The organism is Streptosporangium sp. NPDC003464 (assembly GCF_053588315.1).
The window spans coordinates 16,880-31,979 of sequence record NZ_JBSFPS010000011.1; the positions used below are offsets into that span (position 1 = coordinate 16,880).

Consider the following 15,100-nt stretch of genomic DNA (forward strand, 5'->3'; position numbering starts at 1 on the left):
GTGCTCAGTTCTTGCCCGGGACGATGAAGCCTTCGGGGAGGACCTTCCACTTGCGGCCCTCGACCTTGACGAACCGGCTGCCCTGGATCGGGCTGTGCGCCTCGCCGGGACCGAAGACCCACGGGGTGCCCACCATCGGGTACCGGATCGGCTGCATCTTCTTGAACGCCTCGGTCACCGAGTCGCGGGTGATGTCACCCTTGATCGTCTTGAGCACCTGGACGAACACGTCGGCCGCCATCACGGCGCCCTGGCTGAACGCCGTCTTCTGGATCTTGTTGCCGTCGACGATCTTCGCCCAGCGGTCGTTGCCCGGCAGCGTCTCGTCGGTGTACGGCTGCCACTCGGTCCCGGCGTAGGCGGTCATCCCGTCCGGGATGACCTCTGCGTTGGCGTCGGTGTAGCTGTTGGCGCCCATGATGAAGTCGACGTCCTGCATGCCCTGCGTCTGGGCCTGGGCGAACCACGGGCCGACCGTCGCGTTGTAGAGGATCGCCTGGCAGCCGGCGGCCTTGGCCGCCACCAGGTAGGGGGTGGGGTCTCCCTCGCCGACCGAGGTGTCCTTGACCGTCAACTGCTTGCCGGTGATGTCGCTCCACTCCTTGACGGCGGCGTCGATGCCGCCGCCGCTGCCCGGCAGCACGGTGTAGTACATGCAGACCTTGTCGTGCTTGAGCGTCTCGGAGGCGTAGTAGAGCATCGCCGTCAGCAGCTTGAACGGGCCCGGGTTGACCGGGGCGATGTTCGGGCTGGTGAAGCAGGCGGGGTCCACGCCGACGGCGGGGATGGAGACGATCCCGCTGTTGCCGTAGGTCGCGCGGTTGAGCCCGCAGTCGACCGCGCTGGAGGAGCCGACGAGGGCGACGACGTTCTCGGACTCCAGCAGTTCCAGGGCGGCCTCGGTGGACCGCTGCGGGTTCATCGCGTCGTCCTTGCTGATCAGCTCGATCTTGCGGCCGTTGATGCCGCCGGCCTTGTTGACCTCCTCGAAGACGGCCTTGACCGCCTGCGGGACCTCCGGCGTCTGGAACAGGCCGGTCACGCCGTTGATCGAACCGACCTTGATCGGGCCGTCGGCCGGGCCGCCGTCGCCGCCGGAACAGGCGGCGGCGCAGAGGGCCAGCGCGGCCACCGCCGCGACGTCGGTGAGGGAACGCTTCATTGCTGTACTTCCTTGGGCTGGGGGGACGGGGATCAGACGAGCGGGACGTCCGCCGTGCCGAGGTAGGCGGCCATGACCGCCGGGTCGTCGAGGACGTCCTGGGTGGACCCCGAGGCGATGACGTGACCGAAGTCGAGGACGGTCACCCCCGCGCAGGCCGCGCGGACGAGCTCCATGTCGTGCTCGACGAGGAGGATCGAGACCCCGAAGCGGGCCGGCGCCTCGGCGAGCCGCCGGCCGAGCTTGAGCGACTCGGCGGCGGACTGCCCCGCGGCCGGCTCGTCGAGCAGGGCCACCTTCGGCCGGGCGGCGACGGCGGCGGCCACGTCGAGCAGGCGGCGGGTGCCGACGTCCACGATGGAGACCGGCACCTCCCCCGGTGGGCAGCCGAAGAAGTCGAGCAGCTCGTCGGCCTCCTGCCTGGACAGCCGCCGGCCGGCCCCGATCGTCAGATACTCGTACTGGGTCAGCTCGGGGGCGATGGCCGTGGTCTGGAAGGTACGGCGCAGCCCGCGACCGGCCCGCGAGCTCGGGCTGAGGCGGTCGATCGACTGCCCGGCCAGTTCCACGCTGCCCCGGTAGCCGCCGATGAAGCCGGTGACCGCCGCGATGAAGGTGGACTTGCCCGCGCCGTTGGGGCCGATGAGCCCGACGACCCCGCCGGAGGGGACGGTGAGGTCGACCGCGTCCAGTGCCACGACCTCGCCGTAGCGCACGGTGAGGCCCCGCACCTCCAGACAGGGCCCGCCGGCCGGCGCGGACGGCGCAAGCGGCGCGGGCGACACCGGCGGCGCAAGCGACACGGACGGCGCGGACGACACCGGCGGCGCGGACGACACCGGCGGTGCAAGCGACACGGGCGGCGCGGACGGCGCGGGCGGCACGGATACGGTCTCCTCGGCCGCGGCCTCGGCCCCCCGCGTCCCGTCCCCGATGGCGTCGAGCAGCTTGCGGGCGGCGCGCTCCCGCCTGCGCGCCCGGGCGAAGTCGGTCTGGCTCACCCCGCTGCGCAGGGCGAAGACCGCGAACAGGCCGAACAGCATGCCGCCCAGGTCCTGCGGGAGCCGCAGCTTCTCCAGGACCGTGGCCATCACCGCGCCGAAGACGCCGCCCATGACGGCCCCTTCGGGGTTGTGCGGCCCGATGAGGATGGCCACCGCGAAGAGCGCGAGGGACTGCCCCATGGCGAAGTTGCTCGACACCACGAGCCCGAGCTGGCCGGCCATCAGCCCGCCCCCGACGCCCGCGATGAACGCGCTGATCGCGAACGCGGCGAGCTTGCTGCGCGCCACCGAGATGCCGTGCGCGGCGGCGGCCCGCTCCGAGTAGCGCAGCTCCAGCCAGGACATGCCCAGCCTGGTCCGGTTGAACAGCGCCAGCCCGAAGGCCAGCGAGGTGAAGACGATCACCGTCAGGACGAAGTACGCGGAGTTGGTGGCGAACAGCCCCGGCCTGGTGAGCGTCTTCAGCTCGGTGGTCCCGGGGAACTGGTTGGCGTTGAGCACGATGTCGGTGGACACGGCGAAGCCGAAGGTGACCACGGCGAGGTTGACCCCGCGGATGCGCAGGGCCGGCAGCCCGATGGCCACCCCGACGGGGACGGCCGCCAGGCCGCCGAGAACCAGCCAGACCAGGAAGCCGCCGGGGGCGTCGGCCAGGTTCAGCCGGAGCACCACCCAGGCGCCGATCGCGGCGAAGGACATCTGGCACAGGGACATGACCCCGGCCCGCCCGACGATCACGCCGTAGCTCTGCATGATCACCGCGCTGACCACGGCGGTGATGGCGAGGTAGGTCCAGTACGACGAGAACAGCCCCGGCACCGCGACGCAGGCCAGAACGGCGGCGGCCAGGCCCGTCCCCCAGGAGCGCTTGTCGATCGCGTTCACCGGCTCTCGCCTCTCCTCTCGGCGCCGGCTCCGGCGGGCACCGCGCCGAAGTAGAACTCGTGCAGCCGCTCGCCGTCGCCCCGGAGCTCGTCGCAGGGGCCGTCGAAGACCACCCGTCCCTTGCGCAGGACGTAGGCGTTGGCGCCGACCTCCAGGGCCAGGTTCGCGAACTGCTCGATGAGCAGGACCGCTATGCCCAGGCCCACCAGGTCCTTGACCGCGTGCATGAGGCGGCGGACCACCACGGGCGCCAGGCCCAGGGACATCTCGTCGATGAGGACGATCTTGGGATCGGAGATCAGGGCCCGCCCGAGCACGAGCATCTGCTGCTCGCCGCCCGACAGGTGCCCGGCCTGGAGCCCGCGGCGCCTGTCCAGCTCGGGGAAGAGCCCGTAGACCGTCCTCAGGTCGCCGCCGCCCGCCCGGGAGACCAGCAGGTTCTGCTCGACCGTCAGCGTCCGGAAGACCGTCCGCGCCTGCTCGACGTAGCCCAGACCGGCCTGGGCCCGCCGGTACACCGGGAGCCGGTCCATCGCGGCCCCGCCGAGTTGGATCGTTCCCGAGGTCGTCCGCGCCAGGCCGGCGATGCCGTCCATCAGGGTCGTCTTGCCCGCGCCGTTGGCGCCCAGGACCACGGTGACCGTGCCGGGCGCGACGTCGAGCGAGACGTCGTGGACGACGGGGACCTCGCCGCGGTTGACGCTGAGGCCCCGCAGGGAGAGGACCTGCCCGTCCGTCCCGGGCCGCCCGCTCCGGGAGGAGAGGGCCCGGCCGCTCACCGGGGGCCGTCCGCGCGGGCCGAGCGCAGGGCCGCGATGACGCGCCCGTGCGCGTCGCGGGCGCCCGACAGTTCGGTGGCGAGCAGTCCGAAGAAGCCGTGGATCAGACCGTCGAGCCGGACGAGTTCGACCTCGACCCCGGCGCGCCGGAGCGCCTCGGCGTACTCCTCGCCCTCGTCGCGGAGCACGTCGTACTCCGCCCCGAGGATCAGCGCGCCGGGCAGGCCCGACAGGTCGCTCGCGCGCAGCGGCAGGAGGTAGGGGTCGTCCATGTCGCGGGCGTCGCGGGGGTACTGGGTGAAGAACCAGTCCATGCTCGCCTTGGACAGGAAGTATCCGTCGGCGAAGTCGCGGTAGGAGGCGCGCCCGTCGTCGGGGTGGCCGAGCACGGGCGAGACGAGCACCTGCAGCGCGATCCCGGGACCGCCGAGGTCCCGGGCCTTGAGCGCGGCGACGGCGGCGAGGTTGCCGCCCGCGCTCTCCCCGCCCACGGCGATCCGCCGCGGGTCCACCGACAGCGACCCGGCGCTGTCGTGCACCCAGCGCACCGCGGCGTAGCAGTCGTCGGCCGCCGCGGGGTAGGGGTTCTCCGGCGCGAGCCGGTAGTCGACCGAGACGACCACGGCCTCCGCTCCGGCGCAGACGGCTCGGCAGGCGACCTCGTTCTCGTCGAGGCAGCCGATCGTCCATCCACCGCCGTGGAACCAGACGAGAGCGGGGAAGGGACCCTCGCCCTCGGGGGTGTAGACCCGGACGGGGACGTCCCCGGCGGGGCCGGGGAAGACGGTGTCGACGACATCGCCCACGGGCTGGAGATCGTCCGGCATGGTCCAGAGCTCACGGAATCCCTCGCGCATCGCCACCGCGTCGGGCTGGGGGGCTCCGCCCTGGTCCTCGACACCGACGCGGTCGATTATTCTCTGCGCCTCAGGATGCAGGGGCATCGTCACCTCCGGTTGCCCGGGTGCCCTCGCTGACGGTCAGGCACTCGCAAATCGTATCCGATTCCATGTACGTTATGCGGGACCAAATGACGTGTCTAGAGTGCGGGTGAAATGTTGCTGAACGGATCCCAGGGCAACTCCACGCCGGCGGATGTGGTCATGACCGGCGGCACGGTGCACACCGCCGATCCCGGCGACCGGGTGGCCGAGGCGATCGCCGTCACCGGCGGCCTGATCGCCAGGGTCGGCACGGCCGGAGAGGTCGCGCCGCTGATCGGGCCGCGGACCCGCGTCATCCGCCTGCGCGGCAGATCGGTGCTCCCCGGCATCAACGACTCCCACCTCCACGGCGTCTGGCTGGGCCAGATGTGGCCGGGCGTCCTCATGGACCAGCTGGCCGGCGGGCACCACGGCGGCGAGCCCCCCGCCCGCCTGGAGACCTCCGAGGCGCGGCGCGGCGCGATCCTGCGCGCGGGAGAGCTGCTGTCCTCGCTCGGGGTCACCAGCTACACCGAACCGGGCCTCGGCCCCGGCGAGGACACCGGGCCCAGCGGCTGCTTCGGCTCGGCCGCGCTGCGCGACTACGCCGACCTCGCGGCCGAGGGACGGCTCAACGCGCGGGTCACCGCGCTCATGCTCTTCGGCGAGCTCGACGGGCCGTCCTCTCTGCCGGCTCTCCTCGACGGGCTGCGCGAGTACGTCCCGCCCGCCGACGTGCCGGGCTGGTTCCGTGTCGCGGGGGTGAAGATCTTCGCCGACGGCATCCCCCCGATGCGCAGCGCCTGGACCGACGAGCCCTACACCGACGGCACGCACGGCGACCCGCTCGTCGAGGGCGGCTCGACGGCCGAGCGCGCGGCCAACCTCGTCGCGATGATCGACGCGGCGCACGCCGCCGGGCACCAGATCGGCGTGCACGCGACCGGCAGCCGGGCCACCAGGACGGTCACCGACGCCTTCGGCGCGGCCCTGTCCCGGGACGGCCGCGACGCCAGGCACTACGTCATCCACGGAGACGTGATCTCCCCCGCGACCCTGGCGGCGATGGCCGCCGCCGGGATCGGCCTGAACACGCAGGCGGGCATCGCGGTGGCGACCGAGGATATGCTCCGCGACGCCTTGGGCGAGGACGCCCTGCGGCGGGCCTGGCCGGCGCGCGACGCGCTGGCCGCCGGCGTCCCGCTCTGCCTGAGCTCCGACGCCCCCGTGCTCACCCCGGACTGGCGGGCCGGGATCGCCGCCGCGGTGACCCGGCGCGGTCTGGACGGCGGTGTGCGCGGAGCCGCCCAGCGGCTGGCCCTCACCCAGGCCCTGCGCGCCTACACGATCACCGCCGCCTGGCAGGACGGGGCCGAGGGGTGGAAGGGCTCGCTGGAGCCCGGCAAGGTCGCCGACCTGTGCGTGCTGGAGGCGGGCCTGCTGGAGACCGAGGCGGAGGCCCTCCCCCAGGTCCCGGTCGCCCTGACCATGGTCGACGGCCGCGTGGTCCACGAGCTCTGACCGCCCCCGCGGCCCGCGGGGCCGGCGCCCGCACCGGGACCGGCCTCGGCCCCGGGTACGGCCCCGCGGGCCGGGCCGGGCCCCGGGCCAGGCCGTACCGGGTGGCCGGCGCGGGCCGCACCCGGTGGAACGGCCCGCGACGGCGGTGCTCCCCGGCGGGATCAGGCCCGGCCGGGGGCGCCGGTGCCCCACGACGCGTCGGGGCGCACCACGTCCCTGTCGATCCACAGCCCCTCCGCCGCCGGGCGCAGCTCGTCGCCGTGCCGGGCCAGCAGGTCGAGCGCGCCGAGGTTGTCGTCGAGCTGCCGGCGGCCGCTCACCCCGAACAGCACGTTCGCCGCGGCGGGGTGGGTCAGGCAGAAGGCGATCGCGAGCTGGGCGGGGGTGGCCCCGAACCGCTCGGCGAGGCGCTCGGCCTCGGGGAACGAGGCTCGGATCCGGTCACGGATGCCTCCCGGGTCGGCGCCGATCCTGCGCTCCGGGTGGAGCTTGCCCGCGAGGATGCCCCCCTCGAAGACGTCCGACGCCTGCAGCCCCAGCCCCTCGTCGAACAGCCGGCCGTACGGCCCGCCCTCGGGCACCGAGCGCCGGGCGAGGCTGTACTTCAGCTGCGCGAACGACGGCGGCACCATGCCCTCCGCCCGGGCGAACTCCCGGGCGAGCCGCAGGTCGGCGGCCGACCAGTTGTTCACGCCCCAGGTGGTGAACCAGCCGGCCCGCACCAGCTCCGCCACGTCGGCCACCACCGACCGGATGTCCACCTCGCCGAGGAAGTCACCGGCGACGACGGCGTCGGCCCGGTCGGTGCCGATCCGCGTCAGCGAGAGCTCGATCTGCTCGGCGAAGGAGGTGGCGGGGTAGTCCCACAGCCAGAGCTTGCCGCACAGGACGTAGTCCTCCCGCGCGACCCCGGCCTCGCGGACGGCCCTGCCGAAGATCAGGTCGGTCACGGCGTTCTCGGCGTGCGGGCCGAAGTTGTAATGGGCCACGTCGAAGAGGTTGACGCCGAGGTCGACGGCCCGGCGGATCAGCGCGGCGGCGGCGCCGGGCTCCATCCGGTCCCATGTGTTCCACGAGCCGAGACCGAAGACCGGCACCTCCGGTCCGTCGGCGCCGAGCCGGCGCCTGGGCACCTGAGCTGAGAACTCCATCGTGCACCTCCGATGACGTCGGCGGCCCCTGGCCGCCAGGAAGGAAATCGTATAGCATTCCAAATATTCTTCTGAACCCCAGGGAGTGAGTTCATGTCGCCTCACCCGGACCCCTCCGGTCCCGCCAGGATCGTGGACGTGGCCACCGGTTACATGGCCGCCAAGCAGCTCTTCGCGGCCAGTGAAGCCGGCCTGTTCGCCGCGCTGGCCGAGGGGCCGGCGACCGTGGCCGAGATCTCGGCGCGCACCGGGCTCCCCGAGCGCACCGCGCGGATCCTCTCCGACGCGATGGCGGGCCTGGAGCTGCTGACCCGCGAGAGCGGCGTGTACGCCAACTCGCCGTCCGTCACGCGCTACCTGTCCGGCTCCGGGGACGACGTGGACCTCCGCCCGTTCCTGGCCTTCCTCGACTCGATCAGCTACGGGCACTGGCTCGGCTTCGGCGAGACCGCCCGGACCGCGCAGCCGGCGAGCCTGGACCTCGACGAGGGCCGCTGGGGCACCTTCCTGACCGGCGTGATGACCTACAACGCGCTGCACGCCAAGATGCTCGCCGACGGCTACGACTTCTCCCGGCACCGGCGCGTCCTCGACTTCGGCGGGCTGTCGGGCTCCTTCCTGGCCGAGGCGCTGCGGGCGGTCCCCGGCCTGCGGGGCACGTTCTTCTCCGGTGGTGACCTGGTCCAGCACGCGCAGCGAACGCTGGCCGACGCCGGGGTGGGCGACCGGGCCGAGGTCGTCGACGGCGACCCCCTGGCGGGTGACGTCCCCACGGGCTTCGACCTGGTGCTCCTGGAGCACGTGGCGCACCGGTTCGACGCCGAGCAGAACCGGCTCATCGCCCGGCGGGCCCGCCAGGCCGCCGCGCCCGGCGCCACGCTCCTGCTGCTGGACTTCTTCCTCGACTCCGACGACAGCCAGCGCGCCATCGACGCGCTCCACGCCGGCGAGTACCTCGTGATCGACGGCACGACCGTCCACCCCGAGGACGAGGTGCGCGGCTGGCTGCGGGACGCCGGCTGGGAGCCGGTCGAGACCCGGGCGCTCCCGGGCAGCCCGCGCGTCATCGTGGCGGAGGCCCGATGAGCGCCGCGGGCCGCGTCGTCCTGGTCACGGGCGCCGCGAGCGGGATCGGCCGGGCCGTCGCCCAGGCGTTCGCCGAGGCCGGTGACCGGGTCGTGGTCGCCGACGTGGACGGCGCGGCGGCCGGGCGAGCCGCCGCGGAGCTGGGCGCGCCGGCCGTCACCCTGGACGTCACCGACCCGGAGTCGGTCGCCGCCGGGCTGGAGCGGGTCGCCGGGGAGCTCGGCCCCGTGGAGGTCCTGGTCAACAACGCGGGGATCGTCGCCGGTGGCGGCCCGCTCGTCGACCTCCCCATCGAGGTCTTCGACCGGGTGGTCGCGGTGAACCTGCGCGGGACCTTCACCGTCACCCGGGCCGCCGCGGCACAGATGATCAAGGCGGGCCGGGGCGGCTGCATCGTCAACATCAGCTCGATCGGGGCCCGCCAGCCGACCCCGGGCCTGGGGCACTACGAGGCCACGAAGGCCGGCGTGGACGCGCTCACCCGGACCGGCGCCATCGAGCTCGCCGGCCACGGCATCCGCGTGAACGGCGTGGCCCCCGGGCCGGTGCACACCCCGATGACGGCCGGCCTGATGGACGACCCGGCGGCGCGGAGCGCGTGGGAGTCGCGCATCCCGCTCGGTAAGATCGCGGTCCCCGGCGACGTCACCCCGCTGGTGCTGTTCCTCGCCTCACCACAGGCCGGGCACATCACCGGCACCGTGGTCCAGGTGGACGGCGGCCAGTTGCTGATGTGATCCGAGACGGCGGGGGCCCGGCACACCGTGGGGGTGTGCCGGGCCCCCGCCGCACGGGACGGGTGGGCTCAGGCGGTCCGGGGCGCGGCGTGGACGTTGTGCAGCGCGTCGGCGGTCGCGACCTTGTGGGCGCACGCCACCCGCTCGATCTCCGCCGCGTCCGCGCCCGCCGCGATGAGGTCCAGCATGTGGTCGTGCTCCACCACCGAGCGGCGGGCTCGGCCCGGGACGTAGGTGAAGGTCGAGCGCCGCATGTGGTCCAGCCGCGCCCACTCCGACTCCAGCAGGACGCTCAGGTGCTCGTCCGGGCAGTATTGGTAGATCGAGAAGTGGAACTTGCGGTTGAGCGCGGTGAAGGAGGCCGGATCGAACTCCTCCAGCGCCTCCACCATGCGGGCGTTGATCTCCCTGGACGCCTCGATCTGCTCCGGCGTCATGAGCGGCGCCGCGATCGCCGTCGCGTAGCCCTCCAGGCGGGCCAGGACGTTGAGCGAGTGCTCCACCTGCGTGGAGTCGAACACGGCCACGCGCGCGCCGATGTTGCGCACGACCTCCACGAGCCCTTCGGACTGCAGCCGCCGCACCGCCTCGCGCAGCGGGATCGTGCTGACCCCGGTCTCCCGGGCGAGCTGGTCCATGACCAGCCGGTAACCCGGCCCGTAGGTGCCGTCGAGGATGCGCGAGCGCAGCAGTCCGTAGCTGAGCTCGGCCTTCGACTCCTTGGCCCTGGCGGGCTTCTTCGCGGCGCTCAACGGCGTCCCCTCATTCTCGGCCGACGGCTGATGGACCCGCCGACGGCCGCCCCGCTGACGATCACTGTTCCAGGACCCTCACGATAGTGTCGCGGAGACCCGCACCGGCGAGGACCTGGAGATGATCTCCGGGAAGGGTGACCAGCTCGGCCCCTCCGACGAGATCGACGATACGCTCGATCCCGCGCGTCATCACGTCGCCCTGTCCGGCGACGAAGACCGGGGGCGTCGTGCCGCCCCACGGCCCCGCCTCGAACGGGGTGTCCCGCAGCCCCTCGACGCACAGCGCCAGCCCGGCGGCCCGCTCCCCCTTGGAGCGGACCAGGCCCGCGATCATCGAGGTGAAGGGGTCCTCGGGCTCGGCGCCGTCCCGGACCGCCCGGTGGAGCGCGGCGACGTCCACCGCGGCGAACGGCTCGGCGGGGCTGAGGCCGCCGAGCACCGCCCTGCGCACACGGCCCGGGGCCGCCCCGGGGAGCTCCCACGCCAGCCGCGCGCCCAACGAGTAGCCGACGACGTCGAACGTCTCGACGCCCGCCCCGTCCAGCACCGCCACGATGTCCTCGGCCGCCGCCCGGGCGCCGCACTCGCGGGCCGCCGCCGGCGCCGGACTGTCGCCGTGCCCGCGCAGGTCGGGGACGACGACCGTCCGCCCGGCGCCGGTCAGCGCGGCGACGACCCCCGTCTCCACCCAGTCGGCGCCCCCGTCGGAGGCGAAACCGTGCAGGAGGAGGACGGGCGGCGGGTCACCGGGACGGTCAGCGGCACCGGGACCGCCGGGCGGGAAAACCCGGGAGGCCAGGCCAGATCGGTCGTGCATCGGTCGCACACCCCTCAACGCTACTTTTTCACATACGATTTCTTATCGTACTTCATGTGGCCACCACCCGGAGGGCGGGCGGCCTGATCAGGAGACCTCTGCGGGCAGCGGGAAGTCGACGACCACCTGGCCGGTGCCGCTGCTGCCGAAGTACGGGCAGAGCTGCTCCCCCTTGCCCGTGTAGTCCCGCCAGCCCAGCATGGCGAAGAGCATGGCGGTGTCGGCCATGGCCCCCTCGCCCGTGCAGCGCCTGTTGTAGTCCGGGAGCATGTCGACGAAGTCGGCCGCCCTGCCCTCGGTCCACATGTCCAGGACCGCCATGTCCACCTGGCGGTTGATCTCGCTGCTCACGTCGTTGAGCAGCGACTCGGCGATCTCGTTGGGCGGGAAGGCGTGCGACAGGGAGCCGCTGGCGAGGAAGGCCACCTTCCGGTCGCTGCGCCGTACGGCGCGGAGCAGGGCCTCGCCGATCCGGCGGTTCTCCTCGATCGTGGAGTAGATGTTGCAGCCGATCGGCAGCACCCGGATGGCGGAGTCGCCGTTCATGAAGTGCATCGGCACGAGCGTGGCGTACTCCAGGCCCAGGTCCTTGTATGTGTGGACGCGCGCCTTCTGCCCTCCCGCGACGATCTCCTCGCGGACGAGCTCGGCCAGCTCGGGGTCGCCCGCGTAGTCGTACTCCAGGTCGTGGATGAAGTGCGGCAGCTCGTGGCTGACGTAGGAGGCGCGGTGCCTGTCCTTGCCGTTGAGGTGGAAGCCGATGCTGTTCATCCAGTGGGTGTCGGCCACCAGGAAGGTGTCGGCCCCGCGCTCGCGGGCCCGCCTGCCGATCTCCTCCAGCGCCGCCTCGGCCGGCTTCCGGATGCCGAAGTGCTTGCCCGGCTGGATCGACAGCCAGATCGACGGCACATGTGTGATCTTGGCCGCCATGACGAGCTCTCCCATCACGCCCCTCCCAGGTGCGCCCAGACGCCCTTGACCTCCGTGTAGGCGTCGATGGCGTACGGTCCCATCTCCCGGCCCCAGCCGCTGGCCTTGAAGCCGCCCCAGGTGGTCGCGGCGTCCGGGACATGGATCATGTTGATGAACACGGCTCCGGCCCTGACCTTCGCCGCCAGACGATGGGCGGTGGACAGGTCGCGGGTCCAGATGGAGGCGGCCAGGCCGTACGCCGAGTCGTTGGCACGATCCACGAGCTCATCGGGGTCGTCATAGGCGAGCACCGGGATGACCGGGCCGAACACCTCCTCCCGGGCGATCGCCATCTCGTCGGTGACCCCGGCGAAGACGGTCGGCTCGTAGAAGAACCCGCCGGCCGGCGGCCCCTCCGCCCGGCGCCCGCCGGTCACGAGCTCGGCGCCCTCCCGCTGGGCGCCGCGCACGTAGGAGTCGACCCTGGTCAGGTGCTCCTCGCTGACCAGCGGTCCGAGCTGCGAGGCGGGGTCCAGGCCCGGCCCGACGGTCAGCGCGGCGGCCGCGGCGGCCATCTTCTCGGTGAACTCCCCGGCCCGCTTGCGGTCCACGTAGAAGCGGGCGTAGGCGGCGCAGACCTGGCCGCTGTTGAACAGCGCCCCCTGCACGTTGCCCGCCACGGCGGCGTCGATGTCGGCGTCGGCGGCGATGATGCTCGGCGTCTTGCCGCCCAGTTCGAGGGTGAGGCGCTTGAGGTTGCCCGCGCTGGCGTGCACGAGCCTGCGGCCGACCTCGGTGGACCCGGTGAAGGAGACCTTGTCCACGCCGGAGTGCTCGGCGAGGGCGGCGCCGGTGGCCGGGCCGCCGGTCAGCAGGTTCACCACGCCGGGCGGGAAACCCACCCGCTCCATCAGCTCCACGAGCATGACGGTGGTCAGCGGGGTCTGCTCAGCGGGCTTGATGATCACGGTGTTGCCGCAGGCCAGGGCCGGTGCGAGCTTCCAGGCGGCCAGCATCAGCGGGAAGTTCCACGGCGTGATCAGCGCGCAGACGCCCACCGGCTCGCGCCGCGTGTAGTGGAGGGTGTCGGGGAAGGAGACCGGCAGCACCGATCCCTCGATCTTGGTGCACCATCCGGCGAAGTAGCGGAAGTGCTCCGCGGTGCCGGGGACCGTGACGCTCCGGGCCACCGCCAGCGGCTGCCCGTTGTCGCGCGTCTCCAGCTCGGCGAGCTCGTCGGCGTACTCCTCGACGAGGTCGGCCACCCGCCACAGCAGCCGGGCCCGGGCGGCGGCGGCCATCCCGGCCCAGGCGGGGGCGGCGAGCGCGGAGCGGGCCGCGGCGACCGCCCGGTCGACGTCGGCGGCGCCGGCCTCGGCGCACTCCTCGAACACCGAGCCGTCGGCCGGATTCAGGGTCGTGAAGGTGGCGCCCCCCTCCGCGGGACCCCACTCCCCTCCGATGAACAGGTCGGTCATCTTTCGGTCTCCTCGGTCAGCTCGGCCTCTCACGTTCCCAGCGGGCCCCCGAATCCGGGCACCTCCAAATCATGTAGGAATTCAAATATCTTTGTCTATAGCCCCACTTGGCCAGATCGGCTATCGTCCAGGATGTCGTATATGATTTGAAGGGAGCCAGCGTGGAGCATCCGCTCGGCCTGTCACCGGGAAAGATCATCGCGGTCCATCTCAACTACCGCAGCCGCGCGGCCGAGCGTGGACGCACCCCGGCCGTCCCCTCCTACTTCCTCAAACCGGCCTCGTCCCTGTCCTGGTCGGGACGGCCGGTGGTACGGCCCGCCGGATGCGAGCTGCTGGCCTTCGAGGGCGAGATCGCGATCATCATCGGTGCCCGCGCGCACCGCGTCCCCCGTCACCGCGCGCTCGGCCACGTGGCCGGTTACACCGCGGCCAACGACTTCGGCGTCTACGACTTCAAGCACGCCGACCTCGGCTCCAACCTCCGCGCCAAGGGGCAGGACGGCTACACCCCGGTCGGCCCCGCGATCCTGGAGACGGCCGACCCCACGGGGCTGTGGCTGCGCACCTACGTCAACGGCGAGCTCGCCCAGGAGGCGTGCGCCGACGAGCTGCTGTTCGGCTTCGACCTGCTGATCGCCGACCTGTCGCGGCTGATGACCCTGGAGCCCGGAGACATCATCCTTGCCGGGACCCCGGCCGGGTCCACGGTCGTGCGGCCGGGCGACGTGGTGGAGGTGGAACTGGAGGGCGCCGGACGGCTCCGCAACCAGGTCGTCGCCGACAGCCGCGACCTCGGCGACTTCGGCGTGCAGCCCCGGGTGACCGACGAGGTCCGCGCCGCCGCCTACGGCTCCGCCCCGATCCCCCGCCCCGCCCCGCCCGTACTGGACGGGCCGGCCGCACTGGACAGGCCGACCATGACGGCCCTGCGGTCGGTCTCGACGGCCACGCTCTCCTCGCAGCTGCGCAAGCGCGGGATCGACCACCACTTCATCGAGGGCGTCCGCCCGGCGCGGCCCGACCTCCGGATGGTCGGGGTGGCCCGGACGCTGCGCTACCTCCCCCTCCGCGAGGACGTCTTCGACGAGATCGGCGGCGGGATGAACGCGCAGAAGCGCACCGTCGAGGAGATCCGGCCCGGCGAGGTCCTGGTGATCGAGGCGCGGGGCGAGCGCGGGGCGGGCACCCTGGGCGACATCCTCGCGCTGCGCGCCCTGCGCCGGGGCGCGGCCGGGGTCGTCACCGACGGCGGGCTGCGCGACAGTCCGTCCTTCGCCGGTCTGGACCTGCCCGCCTACTACGCGGTGGCGCACGCGGCCGTGCTCGGGCGCAGGCACGTCCCGATGGACTCCCAGGTCCCGGTGGCCTGCGGAGGCGTGCTCGTCATGCCGGGCGACGTCCTGGTGGGCGACGCCGAGGGCGTGGTCGTCATCCCGCCGCGCCTGGCCGCCGAGGTCGCCCGCGACGCGGCCCGGCAGGAGGCCGAGGAGCGCTTCATCTACCAGCGGGTCGACGAGGGGGCCTCGGTCGACGGCCTCTACCCGATGAACCGGACCTGGCGCGAGACCTACGAGGAGCAGGAGCGCGCGCGATGAGACCGGTCCCCGCGGCCGGCCTCCGCCCACCCGCCGCCCACGGCCTCCGCGCGACCCCCGCCCACGGTCCCCGTACGGCCTCCACGGACGAGCCCGCCATGGACGAGCAGGCCGCGGACGAGCCCGCCGTGGACGAGCCCGCCGTGGACGAGCCCGCCGTGGACAGACACGCCGTGAGCAGACACGCCGTGGACAAGCACGCCGGACCGCCGGCACCGGGACGGCGACCCGCCCGGGGCCGCGCGCCGCAGACCGTCGAGGCTCAGCCGAGCCCGCGCGCCAAGGAGTGATC

14 protein-coding genes are annotated in these 15,100 nt (G+C 73.1%); 5 read left to right on the forward strand and 9 right to left on the reverse strand.

Features of this window, described 5'->3' with window-relative positions; translation table 11 throughout:
• Positions 1–4: 4 nt before the first annotated feature.
• From ACWDS7_RS04350 to ACWDS7_RS04365, 4 genes are read right to left on the reverse strand one after another with little or no spacing between them, the layout of a single operon-like run.
• Complete coding sequence (locus ACWDS7_RS04350) at positions 5–1,162, reverse strand: ABC transporter substrate-binding protein (RefSeq protein ID WP_451928067.1); 1,158 nt, start codon at positions 1,160–1,162, stop codon at positions 5–7.
• 32 nt (positions 1,163–1,194) lie between these two features.
• Complete coding sequence (locus ACWDS7_RS04355; RefSeq protein ID WP_451928068.1) at positions 1,195–3,051, reverse strand: branched-chain amino acid ABC transporter ATP-binding protein/permease; 1,857 nt, start codon at positions 3,049–3,051, stop codon at positions 1,195–1,197.
• Positions 3,048–3,830 carry an ABC transporter ATP-binding protein gene (locus ACWDS7_RS04360; RefSeq protein ID WP_451928069.1) on the reverse strand — a complete coding sequence of 261 codons (783 nt, stop codon included), beginning with the start codon at positions 3,828–3,830 and terminating at the stop codon, positions 3,048–3,050. Before ACWDS7_RS04360 ends, ACWDS7_RS04355 begins: the two co-directional genes overlap by 4 nt.
• The gene (locus ACWDS7_RS04365) at positions 3,827–4,774 is read right to left on the reverse strand and encodes an alpha/beta hydrolase (RefSeq protein WP_451928070.1); all 948 of its coding nucleotides are present in this window, start codon (positions 4,772–4,774) and stop codon (positions 3,827–3,829) included. Before ACWDS7_RS04365 ends, ACWDS7_RS04360 begins: the two co-directional genes overlap by 4 nt.
• Positions 4,775–4,885: 111 nt before the next feature.
• On the opposite strand from ACWDS7_RS04365, the gene ACWDS7_RS04370 reads away from it, so the two are divergent.
• Positions 4,886–6,274 carry an amidohydrolase gene (locus ACWDS7_RS04370; protein WP_451928071.1) on the forward strand — a complete coding sequence of 463 codons (1,389 nt, stop codon included), beginning with the start codon at positions 4,886–4,888 and terminating at the stop codon, positions 6,272–6,274.
• Between the two features lie 161 nt (positions 6,275–6,435).
• Here the strand turns inward: ACWDS7_RS04370 and ACWDS7_RS04375 are convergent, their stop codons facing one another.
• On the reverse strand, positions 6,436–7,425 hold the full coding sequence (locus ACWDS7_RS04375) for an aldo/keto reductase (RefSeq protein ID WP_451928072.1): 990 nt from the start codon (positions 7,423–7,425) through the stop codon (positions 6,436–6,438).
• A 93-nt stretch (positions 7,426–7,518) separates the two neighbouring features.
• Here ACWDS7_RS04375 and ACWDS7_RS04380 point away from each other — a divergent pair, with 93 nt between their 5' ends.
• The gene (locus tag ACWDS7_RS04380; protein WP_451928073.1) at positions 7,519–8,511 is read left to right on the forward strand and encodes a methyltransferase; all 993 of its coding nucleotides are present in this window, start codon (positions 7,519–7,521) and stop codon (positions 8,509–8,511) included.
• Positions 8,508–9,248: an SDR family NAD(P)-dependent oxidoreductase gene (locus tag ACWDS7_RS04385; protein ID WP_451928074.1), complete on the forward strand. Its 741-nt coding sequence runs from the start codon at positions 8,508–8,510 to the stop codon at positions 9,246–9,248. Before ACWDS7_RS04380 ends, ACWDS7_RS04385 begins: the two co-directional genes overlap by 4 nt.
• Positions 9,249–9,316: 68 nt before the next feature.
• Here the strand turns inward: ACWDS7_RS04385 and ACWDS7_RS04390 are convergent, their stop codons facing one another.
• The 4 genes from ACWDS7_RS04390 to ACWDS7_RS04405 all read right to left on the reverse strand — a co-directional run bounded on the left by ACWDS7_RS04390 (position 9,317) and on the right by ACWDS7_RS04405 (position 13,210).
• A complete protein-coding gene (locus ACWDS7_RS04390; protein ID WP_451928075.1) occupies positions 9,317–10,000 on the reverse strand; it encodes a GntR family transcriptional regulator in 684 nt (227 codons plus the stop codon).
• 61 nt (positions 10,001–10,061) lie between these two features.
• Positions 10,062–10,820 (reverse strand): alpha/beta fold hydrolase, encoded by a 759-nt coding sequence (locus ACWDS7_RS04395; RefSeq protein ID WP_451928076.1) that lies wholly within the window; start codon positions 10,818–10,820, stop codon positions 10,062–10,064.
• Positions 10,821–10,907: 87 nt separating this feature from the next.
• A complete protein-coding gene (hpaD, locus tag ACWDS7_RS04400; RefSeq protein WP_451928077.1) occupies positions 10,908–11,765 on the reverse strand; it encodes a 3,4-dihydroxyphenylacetate 2,3-dioxygenase in 858 nt (285 codons plus the stop codon).
• Complete coding sequence (locus ACWDS7_RS04405) at positions 11,765–13,210, reverse strand: aldehyde dehydrogenase family protein (protein ID WP_451928078.1); 1,446 nt, start codon at positions 13,208–13,210, stop codon at positions 11,765–11,767. The genes hpaD and ACWDS7_RS04405 overlap by 1 nt, the downstream gene beginning before the upstream one ends.
• A 161-nt stretch (positions 13,211–13,371) precedes the next feature.
• On the opposite strand from ACWDS7_RS04405, the gene ACWDS7_RS04410 reads away from it, so the two are divergent.
• Both ACWDS7_RS04410 and ACWDS7_RS04415 read left to right on the forward strand, forming a co-directional pair.
• Positions 13,372–14,808 (forward strand): fumarylacetoacetate hydrolase family protein, encoded by a 1,437-nt coding sequence (locus ACWDS7_RS04410; protein ID WP_451928079.1) that lies wholly within the window; start codon positions 13,372–13,374, stop codon positions 14,806–14,808.
• Entirely contained in the window at positions 14,805–15,098 is a 294-nt protein-coding gene (locus ACWDS7_RS04415) for a hypothetical protein (protein WP_451928080.1), read from the forward strand. The genes ACWDS7_RS04410 and ACWDS7_RS04415 overlap by 4 nt, the downstream gene beginning before the upstream one ends.
• The last annotated feature ends 2 nt before the right edge of the window (positions 15,099–15,100 follow it).

What these genes read in the sequence shown, in the direction of transcription:
- ACWDS7_RS04350 (WP_451928067.1), bottom strand. Translation starts at nt 1,162, where the DNA reads ATGAAGCGTTCCCTCACCGACGTCGCGGCGGTGGCCGCGCTGGCCCTC.
- ACWDS7_RS04365 (WP_451928070.1), bottom strand. Translation starts at nt 4,774, where the DNA reads ATGCCCCTGCATCCTGAGGCGCAGAGAATAATCGACCGCGTCGGTGTC.
- ACWDS7_RS04370 (WP_451928071.1), top strand. Translation starts at nt 4,886, where the DNA reads ATGTTGCTGAACGGATCCCAGGGCAACTCCACGCCGGCGGATGTGGTC.
- ACWDS7_RS04375 (WP_451928072.1), bottom strand. Translation starts at nt 7,425, where the DNA reads ATGGAGTTCTCAGCTCAGGTGCCCAGGCGCCGGCTCGGCGCCGACGGA.
- ACWDS7_RS04380 (WP_451928073.1), top strand. Translation starts at nt 7,519, where the DNA reads ATGTCGCCTCACCCGGACCCCTCCGGTCCCGCCAGGATCGTGGACGTG.
- ACWDS7_RS04385 (WP_451928074.1), top strand. Translation starts at nt 8,508, where the DNA reads ATGAGCGCCGCGGGCCGCGTCGTCCTGGTCACGGGCGCCGCGAGCGGG.
- ACWDS7_RS04395 (WP_451928076.1), bottom strand. Translation starts at nt 10,820, where the DNA reads ATGCACGACCGATCTGGCCTGGCCTCCCGGGTTTTCCCGCCCGGCGGT.
- hpaD (WP_451928077.1), bottom strand. Translation starts at nt 11,765, where the DNA reads ATGGGAGAGCTCGTCATGGCGGCCAAGATCACACATGTGCCGTCGATC.
- ACWDS7_RS04405 (WP_451928078.1), bottom strand. Translation starts at nt 13,210, where the DNA reads ATGACCGACCTGTTCATCGGAGGGGAGTGGGGTCCCGCGGAGGGGGGC.
- ACWDS7_RS04415 (WP_451928080.1), top strand. Translation starts at nt 14,805, where the DNA reads ATGAGACCGGTCCCCGCGGCCGGCCTCCGCCCACCCGCCGCCCACGGC.